This window comes from Christensenella hongkongensis (genome assembly GCF_000981035.1).
In the GTDB taxonomy this organism is placed as follows: Bacteria; Bacillota; Clostridia; order Christensenellales; family Christensenellaceae; genus Christensenella; species Christensenella hongkongensis.
Map to the genome: position 1 here is coordinate 50,152 of NZ_LAYJ01000101.1, position 21,790 is coordinate 71,941.

Consider the following 21,790-nt stretch of genomic DNA (forward strand, 5'->3'; position numbering starts at 1 on the left):
TATGGATATCAGCCTCGATTCTTATAAAACATTTTACTATGTTGCAAAGCTTTCCAGTATCACGGCCGCAGCGGAAAAGCTGTATATTTCGCAGCCGGCTGTGAGCCAGTCGGTGAAGCAGTTGGAGAAGCTTCTCGGTTGCAGCCTTTTTTTCCGGACAAAAAAAGGCGTGACGCTGACGAAGGAGGGCGAAGCGCTTTATTTCCATGTCGCCAGGGGGTACGAGCAGATTTTGCTCGGCGAGAGGCGGCTTGAGGAAATGCTTGATTTTGAGACGGGCGAGGTGCGGATCGGCGCGAACGATATGACGCTGCAATATTACCTGCTGCCTTTTCTGGAGGCGTTCCACAACAAATATCCCAAGGTGCGTATGGGAATCATGAACCTCACAACTCCCGCGACGATCGGAAGCCTGCGGGAAGGCAAGATAGATCTTGGCGTGGTCGGCTCGCCGGTCGAAAACTACAAAGGGCTTTCCGTGCGGGACGTAGCGCAGATACAGGATGTTTTCCTTGCGGGCGAACGTTTCAGGCATTTGCAGGGAAAGCGTCTGTCGCTCGGGCAAATTATGCAGTATCCGATCGTCTGTCATGCAAAGGGAACGAGTACGCGCCAGTATCTGGACGAATTTTTTGCAGGGAAAGGAATCGAACTCCGGCCAGACTTTGAGGTCGCTACGTCGGACCTCATTGCACCGTTCGCAGAACGCAATATGGGGATTGGTATTGTGGTCGACTTTTTTGCGAAGGAAAGTATCCGCAGGAAAAAGGCGTTCGTGCTGGAAACGGAGGAGCAGCTGCCGCCGCGTAAAATATGTGTGGTGACCGGGAATAAGGCACAGGTATCCCATGCGGCTAAGGAGTTTATCCGAACATTGAAATAAGTTGTGCTTATAGTATATATAAATAATATAGATTTTACTTATGTGACTTCTGAGGGTATCATAACAGTGAAAGCATCGTTGTGAAGGAAAGGAAGTCTTTTTTGTGAAAAAAAGTTGGATTTATATTATTTCTGCAATTATATTGTTCAGTACGATGGAGATCGCGCTTAAGCAGATCGCGGGGGATTTTAATCCCATGCAGCTGACGCTGACGCGTTTTCTCATCGGGGGGATATTCCTGATTCCGTTCGCGGTGAACAGGATGAAGAAAAGAGGCGTACGGCTCAAGAGAACGGATCTGCGCGTATTTGCTTTGCTTGGCCTCATTGGCGTTGCCGTCAGCATGACGTTCTACCAGCTCGCGATCCTTGAAACCAACGCGTCTGTGGTAGCAGTGCTGTTCAGCAGTAATCCGGCGTTCATCATGTTGCTTTCGGCGCTGCTGCTTCGCGAGGTCATCCACAGACGGAATGTGATCGCGATCGTGGCTGAAATTGTGGGAATCATTATACTGATAGGTCCGCTGGGCGCGCAGGTTAGTGCGGGCGGTATCATCCTGACACTTCTGTCTGTCCTGACATTTTCGCTTTATGGCGTTATGGGCAAAAAGAAATGTATGCAGTACGGCGGCGTCACAGTAACCTGCCTGAGTTTTTTATTTGGTGCGGCAGAGCTGTTCGTGGTGGTTCTTTTAAGCCATATCGGTGGCGTAGCGGACTATATGACGGCGCACGGCATGGAAACGTATGCGAATATTCCGCTGTTGACCGGTTACAGTATGGAAAACATCTGGATCGTACTGTATATCTGCATCGGCATTACCGGCGCGGGCTTTGCGTCCTATTTTACGGCAATGGAACGGACGTCGGCAAACACGGCATCCCTTGTGTTTTTCTTCAAACCGGTGCTGGCAACGATACTTGCCGCGGCGATCCTGCATGAAGCAGTACCCTCCAATATGATCGCTGGAATTGTACTGATATTGGTTGGTTCGGTGGCAATGCTGGTTCCGGGGCTGCGCCCGCGGGGAAAAAACTTGCGTACAGCCTGCGCCATACGGGAAAAGTTAGCGGAAAAGTAAAGAAAAGAAAGCTGGAAAGCGGCGCCGAAATACGGGCGCCGCTCTTGTTTTCAGGAAGGGGGGATGTTATACTGAAAAAAACGAAAGAAACGGGGTTTTACCATGGGAAAAGTAGTTGCAACCGCCAACTCTGCCAAAGCGGCAAAAGCGGGAATGAACAATTTAAGTACGCTTGCGAAAAATAAAATTCTGGAAGCGATGGCAAACGGGCTGCTTTCCAATACGGAAGAGATCATGAAGCAGAATGCGCTCGATGTGGATGCAGCGCGGGAGAAAGGGCGTACCCCTGCCCTCATCGACCGTCTTGCGCTGGATAAAAAAAGGATCGCAGATATGGCACAGGGCCTGCGCGACGTTGCTGCGTTGCCGGATCCGGTGGGCGAGGTGATTCATGCGGTGCGCCGTCCGAACGGGCTGCGCGTGGCCAAAAGGCGTGTGCCGATGGGCGTGATCGGTATCATCTATGAGGCGCGTCCGAATGTAACGGCGGATGCGGTTGCGCTGTGCATCAAAACATCAAACGCAGTTGTCCTGAAGGGCGGCAGCGAAGCAATCCATTCCAATACCGCGATTGCAGATATCCTTATTCGCGCAGGGGAGGCTGCTGGAATGCCGCACGGAGCAGTGGGGCTCGTTACCGATACATCACGCGAGGCCGTAACGGAAATGATGAAGCTGAACGGCGTGATAGACGTGTTGATTCCGCGCGGAGGCAGCGGGCTGATACAGTCTGTCGTACAAAACGCTACCATTCCCGTCATTGAGACAGGTGTGGGAAATTGTCACATCTATGTTGATAAGACGGCTGATCTTGATATGGCGACGGCAATCACGGTTAATGCGAAAACGACGCGTCCGGCAGTGTGCAACGCAGCGGAGAGCCTTTTGGTGCACGAAGATATTGCAGGAGATTTCCTGCCGAAGGCCTTTGCGGCGCTCCGGGAGAAGGGCGTAGAAATCAGGGGCTGCAAAACCTGCCAGAAATATGGCGCAAAGCCTGCCGCGGAAGAGGATTACGATACTGAATTTTTAGACCTGATTATCTCGGTTAAGGTTGTGGACGATGTGGATGAGGCAATCGCACATATCAATACGCATGGAACCGGGCATTCGGAGGCAATTATAACAAACGATTACCGCAATGCGGAAAAATTCAAGGACGAGGTAGACAGCGCTGCGGTATATGTAAATGCAAGCACCCGGTTTACGGATGGTTTTGAATTTGGCTTTGGGGCGGAGATTGGTATTTCCACACAAAAGCTGCATGCGCGCGGGCCGATGGGGCTTATGGAGCTTACAACGACCAAATACGTGATCGATGGAGATGGACAGATTCGTTAACTGATGGGAACAGGTGGCATGAAAAAAACTTCGGCGGCCCTGTGGAATGATTTTTGCGGCTTTCTAAAACAAAACAGGTATGCGGTGATAGCTGCGTTTGTGTTTGCATATGTTTGCTATGGTTTTATGCTCACGCACTATACCCTCGGGATTGACGAGGAAACGTGGCTTATGAACGCAGATCCTGAGCTGATCAAAAATGTCTGGATCCAGCAGGGACGGTTCGGGCTTTACCTGTTTGACAGCGTTGTTACCCCAATGGGAAATTATATTCCATTTTTTTCAGATTTCATGGGCGTAACGCTGTGGACGGCAGCGGGGGTTTTACTCGCATACTGCATCACGATTTTTTTCAAGGAACCAAGCCGGTTTTCTGTCTTTGTTTTTTGCGCAATGTTTTCTTCCATACCGCTTGCGGCCGGGGAAATACTGTCCTTTTCGATGTTCAGCATGCAGCAGGGGCTCGCGATGCTCCTTGCGGCGTTTGGCGTGCTGTGTATTTACAGATATTTTCAATACAAAAAGCCGGCGGCGCTGCTGCTGAGCGTGGTATTTATTTTCTTTGCGACGTCGTTTTACCAGGCCTTTGCGGGAGTTTTCCTGACGGCGCTTGTGGCGTACGCCCTTGTGCGCGTTATACGGGACCAAACATACGGGTATGCGAAAATCGCAAAGGAGGTTTTGTGGGGCCTTTGCGCTGTTGCGGCCGGAGTGGGCGCATATGCGTTGATTAACGCATACCTGACCACATATGTCGCTCCCGGGGGCCAGGCGTATTTAAGCGAAGGCCTGATTGGCTGGGGGAAGGCGGACAATGCGCTTTCAGCACTTTTCCTGCCGGTTCGTAACGCGGGGGCGGTGCTGCTTGGCGTAAAGACCTATGGAGGCGCTGTGATTATGGTACTCACGGTGCTTTTTCTGATTTTTACAGTGGTTTGCGCAGCACGCAAAGCAGGTGCAAAAAACAGGATTATGTTTTTTTTAACGTGTATCCTGCTGCTTATTTCCCCATTTTTTATGGCGGTGCTGCTCGCGCAGCCAACCGTTATTGGGCGTACGCTGCTTGCGTTGCCGTTCGCGATGGGTGTGGAAGCTTTTCTGATCATTAATATGCTGCCAAAAACAGGCGCCCTTTGCGCGTGTGTCAATCTCGTTTTTTGCGCGCTGCTGCTTATGAACGCGGCGTATATGAACCTGATGTTTTTCCATGGCTATGTAGCGTATGAACAGGACAAGGCGACAGGCGTACAAATCGTCGAACGCCTGAATGAAGCCGGACATGATGAGAATACCCCGGTGATCTTTATTGGTAAGCTCGAGCAGCCCTATGAGCTTATTCCACAGGGAGCGGTAACCGGATCGTTTTTCAGCTGGGATGGCGGTAACAATGCGCGGATACGTGATTTTTTGTATGCGGAGGGCTACACGGTATGCGCTTATACCCCGGAGCAGTTTGCGAAGGGAGTGGAACGCTCGCGGGATATGCCTTGCTGGCCGCAGGAGGGGTGTATCCAAAGGAGCGGGGAATGTATTGTCGTCAAACTCAGCGAGCCGGACGACGCATGGTATGGGCTTAATATCATGGTATAAAAAAGGCTCAATGTGTTTAATAATATAAAAAGGCAAACGAGGTGATAGCTATGGATAATGAGAACCTGATACCAAAATTTGAATTGGAACCAGAGGAACTGACCGAACGTAAAATCAGGCAGCATAAGATCGCAGGCTGTATTGTGGCTGCGTGCATGATCATCCTTGGGATCATGATGGTAGTCATTCCACAAGGAGGAAGCTTTGCCGTCAATTACGGATTATCAATCGGCGTGTTGATTATGGGACTTTATGAGATGATCGCCTTTTTCAGGACGGCGCCCCCTTACCGCAACGATATGGCTCTTGCAAGCGGAATTATTATGATACTGATGGGGGCTGTAATCCTGGTGCTTTCCGTTGGAAACATGGCAAGCCAGGATATGATGCTGGGGCTCTTTACGGTGGCGCTTGGTTTTATCACGATCTACAGGGGTATTATGCAGCTTTTTTCGTGCAGCAGGTTTAAACGGCTGGATGAAAAGGACACCGCATGGCTGCAGCTTAGCGGCATCCTGAATATTGTGCTGGGCGTGCTCGTGGTGATTCTGCCCTTTACCGGCCTGCTGCTTACAAGCGTCGTGCTGGGGATTTACCTTGCGGTTGCAGGCGTCGCACTGCTCACGGAGGCAGTCTCGGGAAAGGTTGCGCGCAAGAGATAGACAATCATAAAAGACAGGGGGGATTTGAAAACATGAAAACAGCTTATATGAAAGCGCCGTACAAATTTGAAATAAGGGATGTTGCCCTGAAGGAGCCGCAGGAGGGCGAGGTTTTGATCAAAATCAAAGCGTGCGGGTTTTGCGGGTACGACAATATTCTGGCGAGCTATGCCGCCGAAGAATGGCAGCCGTTCGGACACGAATTTTCCGGAGTGGTAGAAAAGGTTGGCAAGGGTGTAACCCGCTTACAGGCAGGCGACCATGTTGCGTTGGAAACGTCCATATTCGATCCGACGGCGGACTGCTCGCTGGACGGGCGCGTGGATTTCAGTATGAATGGGCCAAGCTTCATGACGGGCGGCAGGGAAAGCATGGGCTTTTCCGAATACGTAATCGCACCGGAAATACTTTGCGTGCCGTTTACGGGTATTTCATTTGAGGAAGGCGCGTTTTTGGAGCCGCTCGGTGTGGCGATTGATTTTATACTGACGGCGGATATCAAAATGAACGACGACGTTCTTGTCCTTGGCCTTGGGCCGATTGGGCTGATGGCGCTGCAAATGGCAAAACGGTGCGGCGCGCGCAAGGTCTACGCGGCACAGCGGTCTGGTGCGGATAAGCGGTGTGAGCTTGCAAAACAGTTTGGTGCGGATGAGATTATTTTTACCGACAAGGTAGACCTCACGCAGTATGCGTTTGAAAAAGGCGGCGTCGATAAAGTGCTTGTATCTTCACCGCCTGCGACGATTGACGCGGCTACAAGGGTATGTAATGTGGGAGGAATCGTTTCCTTCCTTGGGATCAGCTATGGCGAGGGTGCGGCAATGACGCTCGACTCTAACGTGATCCACGGAAAGAAGCTGCAGGTCAGGGCTTCTAATGCGATTCCCGCACTCTACTTCCCCAAAGGAATCGACCTTATCAAGGCGGGGATCGTGGATGTAAAATCCCTGATTACCCACCGCTTTACGCTGGATGGGCTGGACGGTGCGCTCAACGCCTACCACAAGGACCGGGCAAACGGCGTTAAGGCAATGATGATAGAAAAATAAAGAAAATCAATAAAGCCCCGCAGAGAACCCTGCGGGGCTTTTTGTGTATGGAATCAGTTTGCTTTTGTCCGGTTTTTATAGCGGTTTATCGTATGCCTCACATAACCCGTATTCAGTGAAATCGCTTAAAAGCTTTGTAAATCTCGATGCCAAACAGTGGTACGAGCGACAAAAGAATCATAATCAGCCAATGTAACGGTGAAAGGGGAATCAGATAAAAAACCGTAGCAAGCGGCGGAATCAGCGCGAACAGCGTAACGATTGCAAAGGAAAGGCTTGCGCTGATAAACAGAGGCTTATTTGACAAAAAACCGATTTTGAAAATCGATTTTGTGCTGCGCACGTTGAAAATATGGACGACGGAGGAATAGCCGAGGATTACAAAGGCCATCGTCTGCCCTGCTTCATACGAAGGAACCATACCGCCGATCGGAACAAACCGGCCGATGTAAAAGCCGATCAGTGCCGTGATCGTGAAAATAACAGACATCACTGCAATCTTGAGGCCAAGCCCATTTGCGAAAATACTGGCTTTTTTGCTGACCGGAGGACGGAGCATGATGTCATCGTCCGCTTTTTCACGGCTCAGGGAGAAGCCGGGAATACCGTCGGCGACGATATTGATCAGCAAAAGCTGGATCGCTACGACGGGAGCGCCCCAGCCGAGCGCTACGGCAACGATCATAATCAGGATTTCTGAAATGTTACAGCTTAACAGGAAATAGATCGTCTTCTTGATATTGTCATAAACGCGCCGCCCTTCAGAAACAGCGTCAACGATGGTAGCAAAGTTGTCGTCTGTGATGACCATGTCCGCGGCATTTTTCGCAACGTCCGTTCCGGTGATGCCCATTGCAACGCCCACGTCCGCAGCTTTGAGCGCAGGCGCGTCGTTTACGCCGTCTCCTGTCATCGCGACCACCTTTCCGTTTGCTTGCCATGCTTTTACAATACGTATTTTATCCTCCGGGCTTACACGCGCGTATACGGAATATTCCTGCACATGGGCAATCAGGTACTCCTGAGACATCTCGTCCAGGTCCTCGCCGGTGATCGCCTTGTCGTTTTCTCCCAAAATGCCGATTTCCCGCGCAATCGCAGAAGCTGTCACCACATGGTCGCCGGTGATCATAACGGTGCGGATACCGGCCTTTTTCGCTTCTTCCACTGCAATTTTGCTTTCTTCGCGGGGCGGATCGATCATGCCGATGAGTCCCGCGAATTTCAGGTTACACTCGAGCTCTGCCGCGCTCATATCCTCCGGGAGCTTATCATAATATTTATAGGCTGCCGCCATAACGCGAAGCGCTTTTCTGGCAAATTCGTCATGCACAGCCTGCGCGGAATCGCAGTCTGTGAAGCTGTCTACGGGGATTGTGTCAAAAGCGCCCTTTGTAATGACTACATACCTGCCGTCCGGCATTTTGTTTACGGTTGTCATCAGCTTGCGCTCCGAATCAAACGGAAGCTCATATACGCGCGGATATTTTTCCTCAAGATCGTCGGTTGTGATACCTTTATCCTGCAACAGGCGGATGATGGAGGACTCGGTAGGATCACCGATTATTTTTTCGCCGTCCTCGGTCTGCTCGATTACCGCGTTATTTGCAAGGCTGAACAACCGCAAAAGCTTCATTTCCTCGTCTGAAAACTCGTCTTGTGCATCTACGGGAACGCCATCTGCCATCCAAAGCTTTTTAACGGTCATTTGATTTTGCGTGAGCGTGCCTGTTTTATCCGAGCAAATAACAGAAGCGCTGCCCAGCGTCTCCACAGCGGGAATCCTGCGGATAATTGCGTGCTTTTTGACCATTTGCTGGACGCCGAATGCAAGGGTAATTGTAACGATTACAGGAAGGGTTTCGGGTACGGCTGCCACTGCAAGTGATACTCCCGTAAGCAGCATTTCCATAATGGAATCGCCGTGCAGCAAAATTCCTGTCAGGAATACGAATATGCCTGCTGCGATTGCAATGAGGCTCATATTTTTTCCAAGCTTGTTGAGCCTTAGCTGAAGAGGCGTGCGCTGCTGCTTGGTATCGTTTAGCAGGGCGGCAATCTTGCCCATTTCAGTTTGCATTCCGGTTGCAACCACAACAGCCGTAGCGCGCCCGTTTGTCACAAGGCAACCGGAAAAGACCATATTGGTACGGTCGCCAATCTGCGCGTTATCCTTTACCTGTGCGTTTTCATCCTTCTCAACAGGCGTGCTTTCTCCTGTCAGTACGGATTCATCCGTTTTCAGTCCGCTGCTTTCAATGATACGCGCGTCGGCGGATATCATATCGCCGGCTTCCAGTACAATAATGTCGCCGGGCACAAGGCCCCGAGCATCAATGGGCTGCTTTACACCGCCGCGAATCACGATACAGGTTTGCGTGTTCATGCTTTTGAGGGCTTCAAGCGAACGTTCCGCGCTTGATTCCTGCCTGATCCCAATGACAATATTGATGATGATGATCGCAATAATAACGATCGGTTCCGCAAAATCGCCGCTTGCCTCCGTGAAGGCAAGAAACATGGATACGCCGGCGGCAATCAAAAGGATAAGCGTGGTTACGTCGCGCATCTGCCGCCAGATTTTCGACCATATGGATTCTTTTTTCTTTTCTTCGAACTCGTTTGGGCCAAAGGCCGTAAGCTGCGCGCTGGCCTGGCTTTCGGTGAGCCCGTCCTGCGCGTTGGTATGAAATTCGTTTATTATTTCCCGGATAGGTGGTTTTGTCCAATTCGCCATAATCGTTTCCTTTTCTGTAATAATGATGTTTTATAGCAATTTGTCAAAAGGTTGGTTACAAGCTTTTGGAATAAATTGCAAATACAAGCGATTTATCGTAAGGCCTGTATAACCTGCATTCAGTGAAATCGCTGTAAATATTGTAAACATCCCTTAACCAAAGGAAACAGAGAAGCGGGCAAATGGGGCGATAGTTTATTTTTATTTTAGAAACAGGCAAAACCGTGCAATGACAGGAGGTCAGAACCACTTTTGCTTTTTAAAGAAAACAATACAGAAAACGGCGACAAAAACACTGAAAAGGATGACAAGCGGATAGGCGATCAGCGAATTGTATTCAGGCATCCGAAGGTTCATGCCGTACCAGCCGACGATCAGTGTCAGCGGCATGAAAATCATCGTGACGATGGTGAGTATTTTCATAATGTTGTTCATGCGGATATCGACCTCCGCCTGGTAAGCCTCCCTGATTTCAGACACATACTCGCGCAAACCCTTGACCTTGTCGTAAAGCCGGTCTGTTTTACCGTGAAGGATTGTTACGTAATGGACGCTTCGGCTTCCAAGGGCGTGCTTTTGGTTCATACCGACGTATTCGAGGATATCCAAAAGCTGCTCGTAATAATTCATGATGCCCATCAGGTGCTTGCGCTGCCCGATGATTTCCTTGGTAAAGTTTTCCTGCTTATCGGTCAGTACGCGGTCCTCGAGGCCGGAAATACGAAGCTCGATTCCGTCGAGCTCCGAAAGGTCGTCCTTGAGTATAAATTCAAAAAATGCACAAATCAGCTTGCCGATGGTGATGTCATTTTGATTTGTTTTGATAAAATCCTCGATCAGGCGTTCGACATTTCCTGTTTTTTCGCATACAAAGCAAAGATTGTTTTTTTGAAGGAAGATGGTCACATAGGGACTGTTTTTGAGCTGATGCGAAAAATGAAAAAAAGGAACGCATAACAGGTCAAAGTCCTCATAGCTTTCATAGCGCATGGACGTATTTTCGAAAATGCGCGTAAGTGTGCCGGCAGAAATATATTTCGATAAAACGCCCGGCGCTTCTTCAAGGCTCAGCACCGATACCACGGAACCGGCGTCTTCGGGATCGATTGTTTCCACAGGCTTCATTTCGCCTTTTTTCAACTGATACAGCATCGCGATTTCCCTCGTTTCGCGTATCATTATAGCACCACGTAAAATGAAATGCAAAATCATACGCCGCTATGCTATAATAAAAGAAAAAACCACCGGTTAGGAGTAACACAGGATGTCGAAATTATGGGGCGGAAGATTTGAAGGGAATACGGACGAGTTTGCAGAGGGGTTTCAGTCCTCGATCAGCTTTGACAGCCGTATGTATCGTGAAGATATATTGGGGAGCATCGCGCATGCGCATATGCTTGGCGAACAGCGGATTATTCCCAAAGAAGACGCAGAAAAGATCGTCGAGGGGCTGAAATCGATCCTTACGGATATCGAGGAGGGAAATGTGGAATTTTCCGTGCATGACGAGGATATCCATATGAATATTGAGCGCCTTCTCACAGAGCGTATTGGCGATACGGGCAAACGCCTGCATACGGGAAGGAGCAGGAATGACCAGGTCGCGACCGATTTTCGCCTGTATATGAAACAGGCGGGGCAGGAGACGATCGAAAACATCACTGCGCTGTGCACAGTACTCATAGACATCGCGGAGGAGAATACGGACACCATTATGACGGCCTATACGCATCTTCAAAAAGCGCAGCCTACGACGCTTGCACACTATATGATGGCGTATTTTGAAATGTTTTACAGGGATATCGAGAGGATGAAGGATTGCATCAGGCATACCGACGTACTGCCGCTTGGCGCGGGCGCGCTGTGCGCCACAACCTACCCAATCGACAGGGAAATGGTTGCAAAAGAGCTTGGTATGTCGGGTATTACGCGTAATAGCCTTGATTCCGTATCGGACAGGGATTTTGCCCTGGAATATCTTTCAGCAGCTTCAATCTGCATGATGCACCTTTCGCGGCTGTGCGAGGAAATCATCCTTTTTTCCACCAACGAATTTGGAACGCTGAGGCTTTCTGATGCGTATTCCACAGGCTCGAGCATTATGCCGCAAAAGAAGAATCCTGATATGGCGGAGCTGATCCGCGGGAAAACAGGGCGCGTATATGGCGATCTCCAGGCCTTGCTTGTGGTAATGAAAGGGCTTCCGCTTGCTTATAATAAAGATATGCAGGAGGACAAGGAGTGTACCTTTGACGCGGTGGATACGCTCAACGCATGCCTGCGTGTGATGGGTGGCATGCTCAAAACGGCGGAATGGAAAAAGGACAAGCTTCTGAAAAGCGCAGGCCTTGGCTTCACAAACGCCACGGACGCAGCGGATTATTTTGTAAAGCAGGGAATCCCGTTCCGCGACGCGCACGCGATCATTGGGCATCTGGTGCTTTACTGTGAGCAGAACGGCAAGGCGCTTGACGAGATGACGCTCGATGAAATCAGGAAGTTTGCACCGGATGCGAAAGAAGATATTTTTGATGCAATCCGTCTTGAAACGTGCGTCAATACACGCAACGTACCGGGCGGTCCGGCGCCGGATATGGTAGAAAACCACATCAGGCAGGCAAAGCTGCTGCTTGGGGAGCTGTAAGCGCTAAGGGGATTAAGGGGATATTGAAAATGAAATTATGCTGGAAAAGGCTTGCGGCGTTTACATTGACGCTTTTGTTGTGCGCTGCAGTGGCGGCAGGCTGTTCCCGGGATGCAAAGGAGGCGGAGGCCACAGCGTCGCCGTCTGAATCCGCATCCGCCACTCCATCCAAAATGCCGGAGCCTACGGCGTCTGTCACGCCCACCGCAACGCCTCCTGCGGAGCTGCATGAGGGAATGCAGGGTGTAGAGGTGGCGGCGCTGCAGCAGCGTTTGATAGAGCTTGGATATCTTACGGGAGAAGCGACAGATTATTTTGGATCGGAGACAAAATCCGCCCTTGCGGCGTTCCAGAATCAAAATGGGTTGCAGGGAGACGGAATTGCGGGAGAAAAAACACTTGTACTTCTGAATTCGGACAAGGCGAAAAAGTGCGATCCTTTTTCGCTGCTTGCACCCACGGTGAATATGAGCTTTGAAGAGCTTGTGATGAGCGACGACGGCACGAGGGACGAATACCCGAAGGGTTACCCGGCGCTTGGTACTTACAAGATCGTCGTAGACCTCGAGCATCAGGTCACAATGGTGTACACAAAGGACGATAATGGCGACTATACAGTCCCGGTGCGTTACATGCTGTGTTCTACGGGCAAGGACGACTGCACGCCGAAGGGAACGTTCCGGATGGATAAATACCATGTGCGATTCAGCCAGTTTGTGCGAGATAAAACCTATGGCCAATACTGGACGCAGATCGAAGGGGCGATTTACTTCCATACGATATTATATTCTGAATTTGACACGTCCACTTATATTGAAGAGGTGTGGGATAAACTTGGAACGGCGGATTCGCATGGGTGTATCCGGTTGACGGTTCCGGATGCAAAATGGATGTGGTTCCATATTGCGCCGGGCACGACCTGTATAATACGCGATGGAGACAGCGACGACGAGCAGACGGCTGCCATCAGGGAGCAGCTTGTTCTTGCTCCCACGCCGCAGGAACGCCTGGACACTGAGCCTTCGGCGATCCCGAATACGGATAACTGGCGGATAGGCGATGTGCCGTGCGACGTGCCGTTTGAACAGGGCTCGCAGAATTAAACGCTATTTAACGGCTGTAAAGAAAAAACGGGGAAAACGGTAAATGATTTTACCGTTTTTTTGTTTGGGGTAAGCCGCTTCGTATTGTGCGAGGATGTCCGCTTCAAATGAAGGGATATCCTTTGCATCGAGCTGGCCGAGGTAAGGCCGCAGGCCCGTGCCGCGATACCAGTCCAAAAGATCAAGGGCAGAATCCATCATATAGTAGTATACGACCTGCCACATCGTAAAGTCGGACGATATGCCGGAAAGCAGCTCCTGATATTCTTCAGGACGCAAAGTATAAAAAACACGGGGATGCGGAAAATAAGAATTCCATTTTTCGCTGCGCACCGTTTTTTCAATGATTTGCTGCACCGGTTCGTTGAGGTTCATAGGCATCTGCACGGCCAGCGTCCCGCCCGGCACGAGAAGCTTGAGCAACGCGGGGATGAGAGTAGGGTGGTCTGGAATCCACTGGATACAGGCATTGGAAAAAACCAGATCAAAATTGTGGGGCAGGGCGTCAAGCCCGTCAGGCGCAAGGCATACCTGCCAGTTAAGCTGCGGATATTCGCTGCGCGCGCAATCGATCATGTTTTCGGAGCCGTCCACACCGAGGATATCGGCCCTGGGATAGACCTCTGCCAAAACAGCCGTGCTGTTTCCGGGCCCGCATCCAAGGTCAAGGATACGGTTGATCCCATTGCGCGGAAGCCTTGCCGCAAGATCGTAGGACGGCTGCGTCCGTTCGGTTTTATATTTTAAGTATAACGCGGAATCCCAGTCAGACATCTTTGCCTCCAAATCGGTCTTTTTATTTATCATACCACAGCTTTGGGATGTTGCTTTATTTTTTTGAAAAAGACGAGCACGCAGGCAATTCCAACCAGGAAGGTGAGGGCTTCCGTAAACGGCCCGGAAAGCCATACGCCGTTTAGTCCAAGCGCCTGCGGCAATAAAAGCACGAGCGGGACAATCAGGATAAAACCGCGCAGCGCAGAAATCACGAATGACGGTTTGGGGCGGGCAATCGAAGCAAAAAATGAGGTTGTCACAATGTTAATGCCCGCAAAGAGGAAGCCGAGGAAATAAAGGCGCAATCCGCCCTGCGTCAGCTCGGAAAGCTCGGCGTTTCCCTCGCTGTTAAAGATAGAGGCAATTTGCTCCGGGATGAGCAATGCGATCAGATAGAAGGCAATGCCGAGGGCAAGGGCAAGGAAAGCTCCCATCAAAAAGGTTTTCCTGACATTTTGAATGTTGCCTGCACCGTAATTCACGCTGATCACAGGCTGAACGCCCTGCCCGACGCCTGTAAAGATAGCGATACACACAAGCGAAAGGTTTGCGACGATCCCGTACGCCGCAACCCCCAGGTCGCCGGCGATGCGCATGATCACCATATTAAAAACAAAGATAATGATACCGGAAGAAAATTCCATAATAAAAGAGGGAAGCCCGGTAAAAACGGAGGAGCGCAGCTCATGCCCGTTCAGCTTCGTTTTTTCCAGCTGAAAGCTGTTTTTGCGGCGGATAAAGTGAGTAGACAGGATCGCCATACTGAGCACCGGAGCGATACCCGTTGCAAGCGCCGCGCCAAATAGCCCGAGCTGCATCGGAAAGACAAAGATATAATCGAACACGATATTAAACAGGCAGCCCGCCAGCATGCCTATCATCGCAAGACGTGGATTCTTGTCGTTACGCACAAAAGCAACAAGCAGGTTGTTTAAAATAAAAGCGCAGGAAAAGCTCATCAGTATTTTCAGGTAGGTGGCTGTCATTTCAATGATGTGTTCGCCTTTCGCGCCGAGCATGACGGCGATGGGACGATTAAAAATAAGCCCTACGCACATCAGGATTGTTCCGCACACAAGGCAAAGTATAAAAGCCTGTGTAAAAATGCGGTTCCCGGATTTACGGTCTCCCTTGCCGGTGGCAATGGAAAAAAGCGTCGCCGCGCCAATGCCGATCATCAGTCCTGCGCCGTTTACGAGACTGTAAGTGGGGATTGCAAGGTTCAATGCCACAAGGCCGTCAGGCCCCACGCCGTTCGCCACAAAAAAGGTATCGGCAAGGACATACAAAGAAAGACCGAACATACTTAGCACGTTCAGCGACACATAACGGAAAAAGGTCCGGTAGATGCTTTTTGAAGCAAGGGTTTCCATAGTATCCTCCTATGACGCAGCTGCTTTTGGCAGCTGGATTTCAAGTATAAAACCGGATGCGATTGCAAAAAAAAAGGTCTGTGCGTATCCACAGGCCTGACAATACGAGATAAATTCTGCATCCATGCTTTGCATCGGCCCGGCGGCCCCGCAAAGCTGCTTTTTCAATTCGCTTGCATTATAGCAAATGGGGAAGTGATTGTCAAGCAAAGCGAAAAACCGGATGCCAGCATCCGGTTTTCCAAAAGGTATGGTATGTATTAAGAATGGGGGGAGTGTTAACTAGTTTGATTTGTGGCAGTCATGCGAACAAGAATCGCATCCGCCGCAGCATCCGCCCTTTTTATGCCGGCGGACTATCGCAAATATCGAAAGCGCGAGCAGCGCTCCCACAATGGCAATTACTAAAATCGTACCGGGTGTCATAAAAAACGCCTCTTTCCTGTTTGATTTTCTCACAATTTGTGCCGCCGTCCAACGGTTTTATGGAGGTCGCCCATTGGCGGCGGCAAAGCTTGTGAATGGATGCGTACCGATCTGTATTTCCGGTTGTCAGGCCCGGGAAACAAAACATTTTTTGAATGATGCACGACAGTTACCGGCCCGGCACTTATAGGCTTTCACTGTTGCCTCTCATCAAAGGAGTACGCTTTCGATTAGCATTCGCTAACCTGCTGCTAAACCAACATGTGTTTGCAAGGAAGTTTCCTTCTGTAAGATGGAAAGCTCACACGATGTAAGTTAGCAATAACTAACTACAAGCTTATTCTATCATTCCACATGCACTGTGTCAAGGGTTTTGTTAAAACTTATTGAGAAGATTTTTCAGGTATGTTACAATGTAACGAAAAGTATGAGGAATTTCATTCTATTCTCATTTTAACGACAGCCTGGCTGGTTATATATATAAAATAAAAGGAATTTAGAAACGGGAGAATTTTACCATGCGTGAATCTGGAGAAAATTATCTGGAAACAATTTTGATGCTGCAAAAGAGACTGGGAAGCGTGCGTTCCATTGACATTGCAAACGAGCTGGAATATTCCAAGCCCAGCATCAGCAGGGCAATGGGTATATTAAAAGACGATGGATATATTGCGATTGATAAGGGCGGCTATATCGAGCTTACGGACAAAGGCCACGAAAAAGCGGAGGAAGTATATGAACGCCATGTGCTGATTCAGAAGTTCCTGATGGAAACGCTGCAGGTTGAGGCGGACGTTGCAGAGCAGGACGCCTGCCGGATCGAGCATATCATCAGCCAGCACACGTTCGACCGCATCAAGGCTTACGTAGAGGATGAACGGTAAGCCCCTGTATTAATTGAGGCCTGCCTTGTGCGAAAAAGGCACTTTCAGTGCAAATAAAACCGCTGTGCGTTCAGAGCGCAGCGGTTTTTCTGTACAGAATAACGTAAGAACGGTTTCCTGAAAGATACCGATACGGAAATGGGCAGCCCGGCTAAGGCTGCCCATTTCAATATTAAGTATAAGGTGAGAATTTTACCGTAATGGTTAAATCAATAGTTGGCTTCCACAGCAGAAAGCGTACGGCCTTTTTTCGCAGGATCGTAGCCTTTGCGCGCCATCAGCCATACGATTAAGGCTATGAGCACTATGGCTATGACCGCACCCACTCCAAATGGTGCTCCGAGAACAAGTACGTTTCCAAGCTGGAAAATGATGAAGGCGACTACATATGCAAGCAATGTCTGATAGCCGATTGCCGCCCATGTCCATTTCGCGCTGCCCATTTCACGTTTGATTGCGCCGATTGCTGCAAAGCAGGGTGCGCACAGCAGGTTAAACGCCATGAAGGAGAATGCGCTGACCACCGTGAAGGAAGCTGCAACGCTCGAGAGCAGCGCCACGCTTTCCTCTGTTGCGTCTGCGATACCATGTAAAACGCCCATCGTTGCAACAACATTCTCCTTGGCTACAAGCCCGGTGATGGTTGCGACGGAGGACTGCCAGTCCCCAAAGCCAAGCGGTGCGAATACCGGGGCGATAAAGCTGCCGATTGCCGCAAGCATACTGTCTTCAATGTCCACCATCTGGAACTGTGCGTTGAAGTTGCTCAGCAGCCAGATCACAACTGTGGAGGCAAAGATGATCGTACCGGCTTTGATGATAAAGGATTTTCCACGTTCCCACATATGGATCAGTACGCCCTTTACGCCGGGCACACGGTATTGCGGAAGCTCCATAACAAACGGGGCAGGTTCGCCTGCGAAGGGTTTCATCTTCTTTAGGATAATACCGGAAATGATGATCATGCCGATTCCAAGGAAGTACGCGCAGGGCGCAAGCCACCAGGAGTTCTCCGGGAACATCGCACCCGCGATCAGCGCGATGATCGGCAGCTTTGCGCCGCAGGGCACAAAGGTGGTCGTCATGATTGTCATACGCCGGTCGGGTTCATTCTCAATCGTACGGCTTGCCATGATGCCAGGAACGCCGCAGCCGGATGCAACCATCATAGGAATGAAGGATTTTCCGGAAAGCCCGAATTTGCGGAAGATACGGTCCATGATGAACGCAACACGCGCCATATAACCGCAATCCTCAAGCAGCGCCAGCAGTACAAACAGGATGAGCATCTGTGGTACGAAGCCGATAATCGCTCCCACACCGCCTATAATTCCGTCAACCACAAGGCTTTGCGTCCAGTCCGCAGCTCCGATTGCCGCGAGGCCGTCGGAGGCCCAGCCGGAGATATATTCGCCGAACAGCACGTCGTTGGTCCAGTCTGTTACGATTGTTCCAAGCCAACTGACGGAGATGAAGTACACCAGAAACATAACGCCGATGAAGATCGGAATCGCTGCCGCACGGTTTGTTACCACACGGTCAATCTTATCTGAGATTGTCATTTGCTGGCTGCGTTTTTTTACTGTTTTGTGCATCAGGTGCTGGATGAAAGTATAACGTTCGTTGGTGATAATGCTTTCGCTGTCGTCGTCATACTGGTTTTCACACTGCCGCGTGAGCGCCTCGATTTTTTCCCTGGTGTCTGCTTTGAATTTGAATTGCTCCCACACCTTCTCGTCGCGCTCAAACAGCTTGATCGCGTACCAGCGAAGGTTCGCTGGCTCTACGACGCCGCTAATGAGGGCTTCGATTCCTTCGAGGGTTTGCTCCACATCGCCGGAAAATTTGTGGACGATAGGCTGGACCTTAACCGTTTGGGTAACGTTGCTTGCCGTCCTGATCACTTCGTCAAGGCCGGTGCCTTTGAGGGCCGAGGTCTCGATAATCGGGCATCCCAGCTCTTCGCTTAACTTCTTAACGTCGATTTTGTCGCCGCTCTTTTTCACAACGTCCATCATATTGAGCGCTATTACAACCGGGATTCCGGTTTCCAGAAGCTGCGTTGTGAGGTAAAGGTTCCGTTCGATATTGGTGCCGTCTACGATATCGATAATGACGTCCGGGTGCTCTTTGAGTAAATAATTGCGCGCTACCACTTCTTCAAGCGTATACGGAGATAATGAATAAATACCCGGAAGGTCGGTCACGGTGATGTCCTTGATACTTTTTAATTTACCCTCTTTTTTTTCAACCGTTACGCCCGGCCAGTTGCCCACATATTGAGATGCGCCGGTCAGGTCGTTGAACATGGTTGTTTTGCCGCAGTTTGGGTTTCCTGCGAGTGCAAATTTCATTGACATGATATCCTCCTTCGTACAAAAATCGTTAGCTTGAGCTAACCAATTTGCTGAAAAAATGCAGAGAAAAACTCTGCCAAATAAAGTAAAGAGCGCGTTATAGCAATTTGTCAAAAGGTTGGTTACAAGCTTTTGGTATAAATTGCAAATCCAGGCGGTTTACCGTGCGTCCTGCACAACCTGCATTCAGTTAAACCGCTGTAAAATTCCGCTCAGCCCACTTGTATGATTTCCGCATCCGCCTTGCGGATCGAAAGCTCATAACCTCTTACGGTCACCTCGACAGGATCGCCCAGGGGCGCAACCTTGCGCACATAGACCGGCGTTCCCTTTGTGATGCCCATATCCATAATCCTGCGCTTCACAGGCCCTGAACCGCAAAGCTTGGTGACGGTAACCGTCTCGCCACATTTTACGCCGCGGAGCGTTTTACCGCCGGATACATCGTGTTGATTCTTCATGTAATCTTCTCCTTTCCGTTTGATCTCACTAAATTTATAATGCAGGCGCAAAAGGGCCGCATTGTCCAAAAAATCAGGAGTCTGCAACCATGATGCGGTTTGCCATGCTCTTGCTGATTGCGATACGTGAATCCTTGACGTTGACAATCATATTGCCACCCATTTCAGTAATCACAGTTACGTTTTCACCTTCCACAAAGCCAAGGCTTCCCAGAAAGTGACGAACGTCGTCCTTCCCGTTGATCTTGCAGATAAAAGCTTTTCTGCCTGCCGGCGCCATCGTAAGAGGCATAATAGAGATCACTCCTTCCAAAATTAGCGATTGCTAACATAAAAACCAAAGATTGGGGTTAGCTCTTACTAACCCTCTTCTAAAATAAAGTTTACCATTGCTAACCAAAATAGTCAATCAGAAACCAAAAATTTTTTGAAACATTTTTCAAAAAAGCGGCTGAAATAAAAAACGGCACGGATCATCCGTGCCGTTCGTGTGACAGTAATCAGATTTTATCCTTCAGTGCAAGGGCGCGCACCTTCAGCGGCAGGCCGAACAGGTTGATAAATCCTTCGGCGTCCTTGTGGTTGTAAACTTCATCTTCGCCAAAGGTTGCGAATTCTTCGCTGTACAGCGAGTAAGGCGACTTCAGGCCAACGTGTTTACAGTTGCCCTTATAAAGCTTCATGCGAACGGTGCCCGTAACGGTCTTCTGTGTTTCCGCAACGAATGCGCTGAGCGCCTCGCGCAGCGGGCAGAACCATTTTCCATCATAGACGAGCTCCGCAAATTTTGTGGCAACGCCTTCCTTATAGTGCATGGTATCTTTATCGAGCGTCAGCGTTTCAAGCGCCGCATGCGCCGTGTAAAGGATGCGTCCGCCCGGATTTTCGTAAACGCCGCGGCTCTTCATACCCACAAGACGGTTTTCTACGAGGTCGTCAATGCCCACGCCGTTTTCAGCGCCAAGCTCGTTTAGCTTTGTAACAAGCTCAACAGGGGAATACTTCTGTCCGTCGATCGATACGGGGATTCCCTGCTCAAATTCAATCGTAAAATAGCACGGCTTGTCCGGAGCCTCTTCCGGCGTTTTGCAGATCATATACAGGTCGTCCTTCGGCTCGTTCCACGGATCCTCAAGATCCGCGCCCTCGTGGGAAAGGTGCCATATGTTGGCGTCCATGCTGTAGTTGTGCTCCTTATCCACCGGCACGGGGATGTTCCTTGCCTGTGCATATTCAATTTCTTCCTCACGGGATTTGATATCCCAGATACGCCACGGGGCAATGATATCGAGCTCGGGAGCAAGCGCTTTCACAGTCAGCTCAAAACGAACCTGGTCGTTTCCTTTTCCGGTAGCGCCGTGGCAGATCGCATCCGCGCCGACTTCCTTTGCAATCTCCACAAGGCGTTTCGCGATGATCGGGCGCGCAAACGACGTACCCAGAAGGTATTTGCCCTCGTACATCGCATCTGCCTGCATCGTCGGATATACATAATCGGTAATGAATTCTTCTGTCAAATCCTCGATATACGCGTCGGACGCGCCGGTACCCAATGCTTTTTCGTAAAGGCCGTCAAGCTCTTTGCCCTGGCCTACGTCTCCGCATACCGCGATTACGTCCTTTACGCCGTAGGTTTCCTTCAGCCACGGAATGATGATCGATGTATCAAGACCGCCCGAATATGCCAGAACTACTTTGTTGTACTGTTTTTTAGTTTCCATTTTTAAACCCCTTTTTCGCGCCGGGGGCGCGTAATATTCATTTGATGTTTATAATTATACATAAAAATGAATAATTATGCAATAGTAAATTTGAAAATAATAAAACTATTTTAACGAAGCCGCAAATTGCACAAAAATAGAAAATCAGGTATACTGGGGTTAGCAATCAAATCAGGAAACAGGAGAAAAGTATTTGATCGTTTTGGGAATTGATCCGGGGCTTGCCACCGTCGGCTACGGCGTGGTAAGCTGCGATGAAAAAACAAGGCTGCAGCTCATCGATTATGGCACCATACTGACGGAAGCGAGGGAACAATTTCCCATTCGCCTCAAGCAGATATCGCATGGCATCACGCAGCTTATTGAGATGTATTCGCCGGATTGCGTGGCCTTTGAAGAGCTGTTTTTCAATAAAAATGTAAAGACGGCGATCAATGTGGCGCAGGCAAGGGGGGCGGCGCTTGTTGCAGCTTCCGAAAAAACAGAGGAACTTTATGAATATACGCCCCTGCAAATCAAACAGGCTGTGGTAGGCTATGGACGTGCGGACAAAAACCAGGTGCAGATCATGGTTAAGACGCTCCTGTCCTTAAAAGAGATACCAAAGCCGGACGATGCGGCAGACGCGGTCGCTGTGGCAATCTGTCATGCGCACAGCGCCCATACGGCGGGAATACTCAATACAAAGATCAAATAAG

At 49.9% G+C, this 21,790-nt stretch carries 20 protein-coding genes; 10 read left to right on the plus strand and 10 right to left on the minus strand.

The genetic code is table 11. The annotated features are described in order from the left end of the window. Position 1: 1 nt before the first annotated feature. The 6 genes from CHK_RS08300 (at position 2) to CHK_RS08325 (ending at position 6,609) form a co-directional block, all read left to right on the plus strand. Positions 2 to 883 (plus strand): LysR family transcriptional regulator, encoded by an 882-nt coding sequence (locus CHK_RS08300; protein WP_046443580.1) that lies wholly within the window; start codon positions 2 to 4, stop codon positions 881 to 883. A gap of 103 nt (positions 884 to 986) precedes the next feature. Continuing rightward, positions 987 to 1,964 carry a DMT family transporter gene (locus tag CHK_RS08305; RefSeq protein ID WP_046443581.1) on the plus strand — a complete coding sequence of 326 codons (978 nt, stop codon included), beginning with the start codon at positions 987 to 989 and terminating at the stop codon, positions 1,962 to 1,964. 102 nt (positions 1,965 to 2,066) lie between these two features. Continuing rightward, complete coding sequence (locus CHK_RS08310) at positions 2,067 to 3,305, plus strand: glutamate-5-semialdehyde dehydrogenase (RefSeq protein ID WP_046443582.1); 1,239 nt, start codon at positions 2,067 to 2,069, stop codon at positions 3,303 to 3,305. 18 nt (positions 3,306 to 3,323) lie between these two features. Beyond that, a complete protein-coding gene (locus CHK_RS08315; protein WP_160295619.1) occupies positions 3,324 to 4,895 on the plus strand; it encodes a glucosyltransferase domain-containing protein in 1,572 nt (523 codons plus the stop codon). A 50-nt stretch (positions 4,896 to 4,945) separates the two neighbouring features. Next, a complete protein-coding gene (locus tag CHK_RS08320) occupies positions 4,946 to 5,557 on the plus strand; it encodes an HdeD family acid-resistance protein (protein ID WP_046443584.1) in 612 nt (203 codons plus the stop codon). Positions 5,558 to 5,589: 32 nt separating this feature from the next. After that, positions 5,590 to 6,609, plus strand: a complete 1,020-nt coding sequence (locus CHK_RS08325; RefSeq protein WP_046443585.1) for a zinc-dependent alcohol dehydrogenase — start codon at positions 5,590 to 5,592, stop codon at positions 6,607 to 6,609. 112 nt (positions 6,610 to 6,721) lie between these two features. On the opposite strand, the gene CHK_RS08330 is transcribed toward CHK_RS08325, so the two are convergent. Both CHK_RS08330 and CHK_RS08335 read right to left on the minus strand, forming a co-directional pair. Continuing rightward, positions 6,722 to 9,346, minus strand: a complete 2,625-nt coding sequence (locus tag CHK_RS08330) for a cation-translocating P-type ATPase (protein ID WP_046443586.1) — start codon at positions 9,344 to 9,346, stop codon at positions 6,722 to 6,724. 240 nt (positions 9,347 to 9,586) lie between these two features. Then, entirely contained in the window at positions 9,587 to 10,525 is a 939-nt protein-coding gene (locus CHK_RS08335; protein WP_052740461.1) for a magnesium transporter CorA family protein, read from the minus strand. 85 nt (positions 10,526 to 10,610) lie between these two features. On the opposite strand from CHK_RS08335, the gene argH reads away from it, so the two are divergent. Further along, a complete protein-coding gene (gene argH, locus CHK_RS08340) occupies positions 10,611 to 11,990 on the plus strand; it encodes an argininosuccinate lyase (RefSeq protein ID WP_046443587.1) in 1,380 nt (459 codons plus the stop codon). A gap of 29 nt (positions 11,991 to 12,019) precedes the next feature. Next, a complete protein-coding gene (locus CHK_RS15700) occupies positions 12,020 to 13,093 on the plus strand; it encodes a L,D-transpeptidase family protein (protein WP_052740462.1) in 1,074 nt (357 codons plus the stop codon). A gap of 3 nt (positions 13,094 to 13,096) precedes the next feature. Here CHK_RS15700 and CHK_RS08350 read toward each other — a convergent pair whose 3' ends face one another. From CHK_RS08350 to CHK_RS16090, 4 genes are all read right to left on the minus strand, one after another. Continuing rightward, entirely contained in the window at positions 13,097 to 13,900 is an 804-nt protein-coding gene (locus tag CHK_RS08350) for a methyltransferase domain-containing protein (protein WP_242844868.1), read from the minus strand. Continuing rightward, positions 13,897 to 15,243, minus strand: a complete 1,347-nt coding sequence (locus CHK_RS08355) for an MATE family efflux transporter (protein WP_046443589.1) — start codon at positions 15,241 to 15,243, stop codon at positions 13,897 to 13,899. Before CHK_RS08355 ends, CHK_RS08350 begins: the two co-directional genes overlap by 4 nt. A 9-nt stretch (positions 15,244 to 15,252) precedes the next feature. Beyond that, on the minus strand, positions 15,253 to 15,453 hold the full coding sequence (locus CHK_RS16620; protein ID WP_046443590.1) for a hypothetical protein: 201 nt from the start codon (positions 15,451 to 15,453) through the stop codon (positions 15,253 to 15,255). 72 nt (positions 15,454 to 15,525) lie between these two features. Continuing rightward, on the minus strand, positions 15,526 to 15,702 hold the full coding sequence (locus CHK_RS16090) for a FeoB-associated Cys-rich membrane protein (protein ID WP_082674777.1): 177 nt from the start codon (positions 15,700 to 15,702) through the stop codon (positions 15,526 to 15,528). Between the two features lie 485 nt (positions 15,703 to 16,187). On the opposite strand from CHK_RS16090, the gene CHK_RS08365 reads away from it, so the two are divergent. Next, complete coding sequence (locus CHK_RS08365) at positions 16,188 to 16,553, plus strand: metal-dependent transcriptional regulator (protein ID WP_046443591.1); 366 nt, start codon at positions 16,188 to 16,190, stop codon at positions 16,551 to 16,553. 209 nt (positions 16,554 to 16,762) lie between these two features. On the opposite strand, the gene feoB is transcribed toward CHK_RS08365, so the two are convergent. The 4 genes from feoB to CHK_RS08385 all read right to left on the minus strand — a co-directional run bounded on the left by feoB (position 16,763) and on the right by CHK_RS08385 (position 21,092). Further along, complete coding sequence (gene feoB / locus CHK_RS08370) at positions 16,763 to 18,913, minus strand: ferrous iron transport protein B (protein ID WP_046443592.1); 2,151 nt, start codon at positions 18,911 to 18,913, stop codon at positions 16,763 to 16,765. A 209-nt stretch (positions 18,914 to 19,122) separates the two neighbouring features. Next, positions 19,123 to 19,371 carry a FeoA family protein gene (locus CHK_RS08375; RefSeq protein WP_046443593.1) on the minus strand — a complete coding sequence of 83 codons (249 nt, stop codon included), beginning with the start codon at positions 19,369 to 19,371 and terminating at the stop codon, positions 19,123 to 19,125. 73 nt (positions 19,372 to 19,444) lie between these two features. Next, the gene (locus CHK_RS08380; RefSeq protein ID WP_046443594.1) at positions 19,445 to 19,663 is read right to left on the minus strand and encodes a FeoA family protein; all 219 of its coding nucleotides are present in this window, start codon (positions 19,661 to 19,663) and stop codon (positions 19,445 to 19,447) included. 208 nt (positions 19,664 to 19,871) lie between these two features. Then, a complete protein-coding gene (locus tag CHK_RS08385) occupies positions 19,872 to 21,092 on the minus strand; it encodes an argininosuccinate synthase (RefSeq protein WP_046443595.1) in 1,221 nt (406 codons plus the stop codon). Positions 21,093 to 21,285: 193 nt separating this feature from the next. Here CHK_RS08385 and ruvC point away from each other — a divergent pair, with 193 nt between their 5' ends. Next, on the plus strand, positions 21,286 to 21,789 hold the full coding sequence (gene ruvC / locus CHK_RS08390) for a crossover junction endodeoxyribonuclease RuvC (protein ID WP_046443596.1): 504 nt from the start codon (positions 21,286 to 21,288) through the stop codon (positions 21,787 to 21,789). Position 21,790 lies beyond the last annotated feature (1 nt).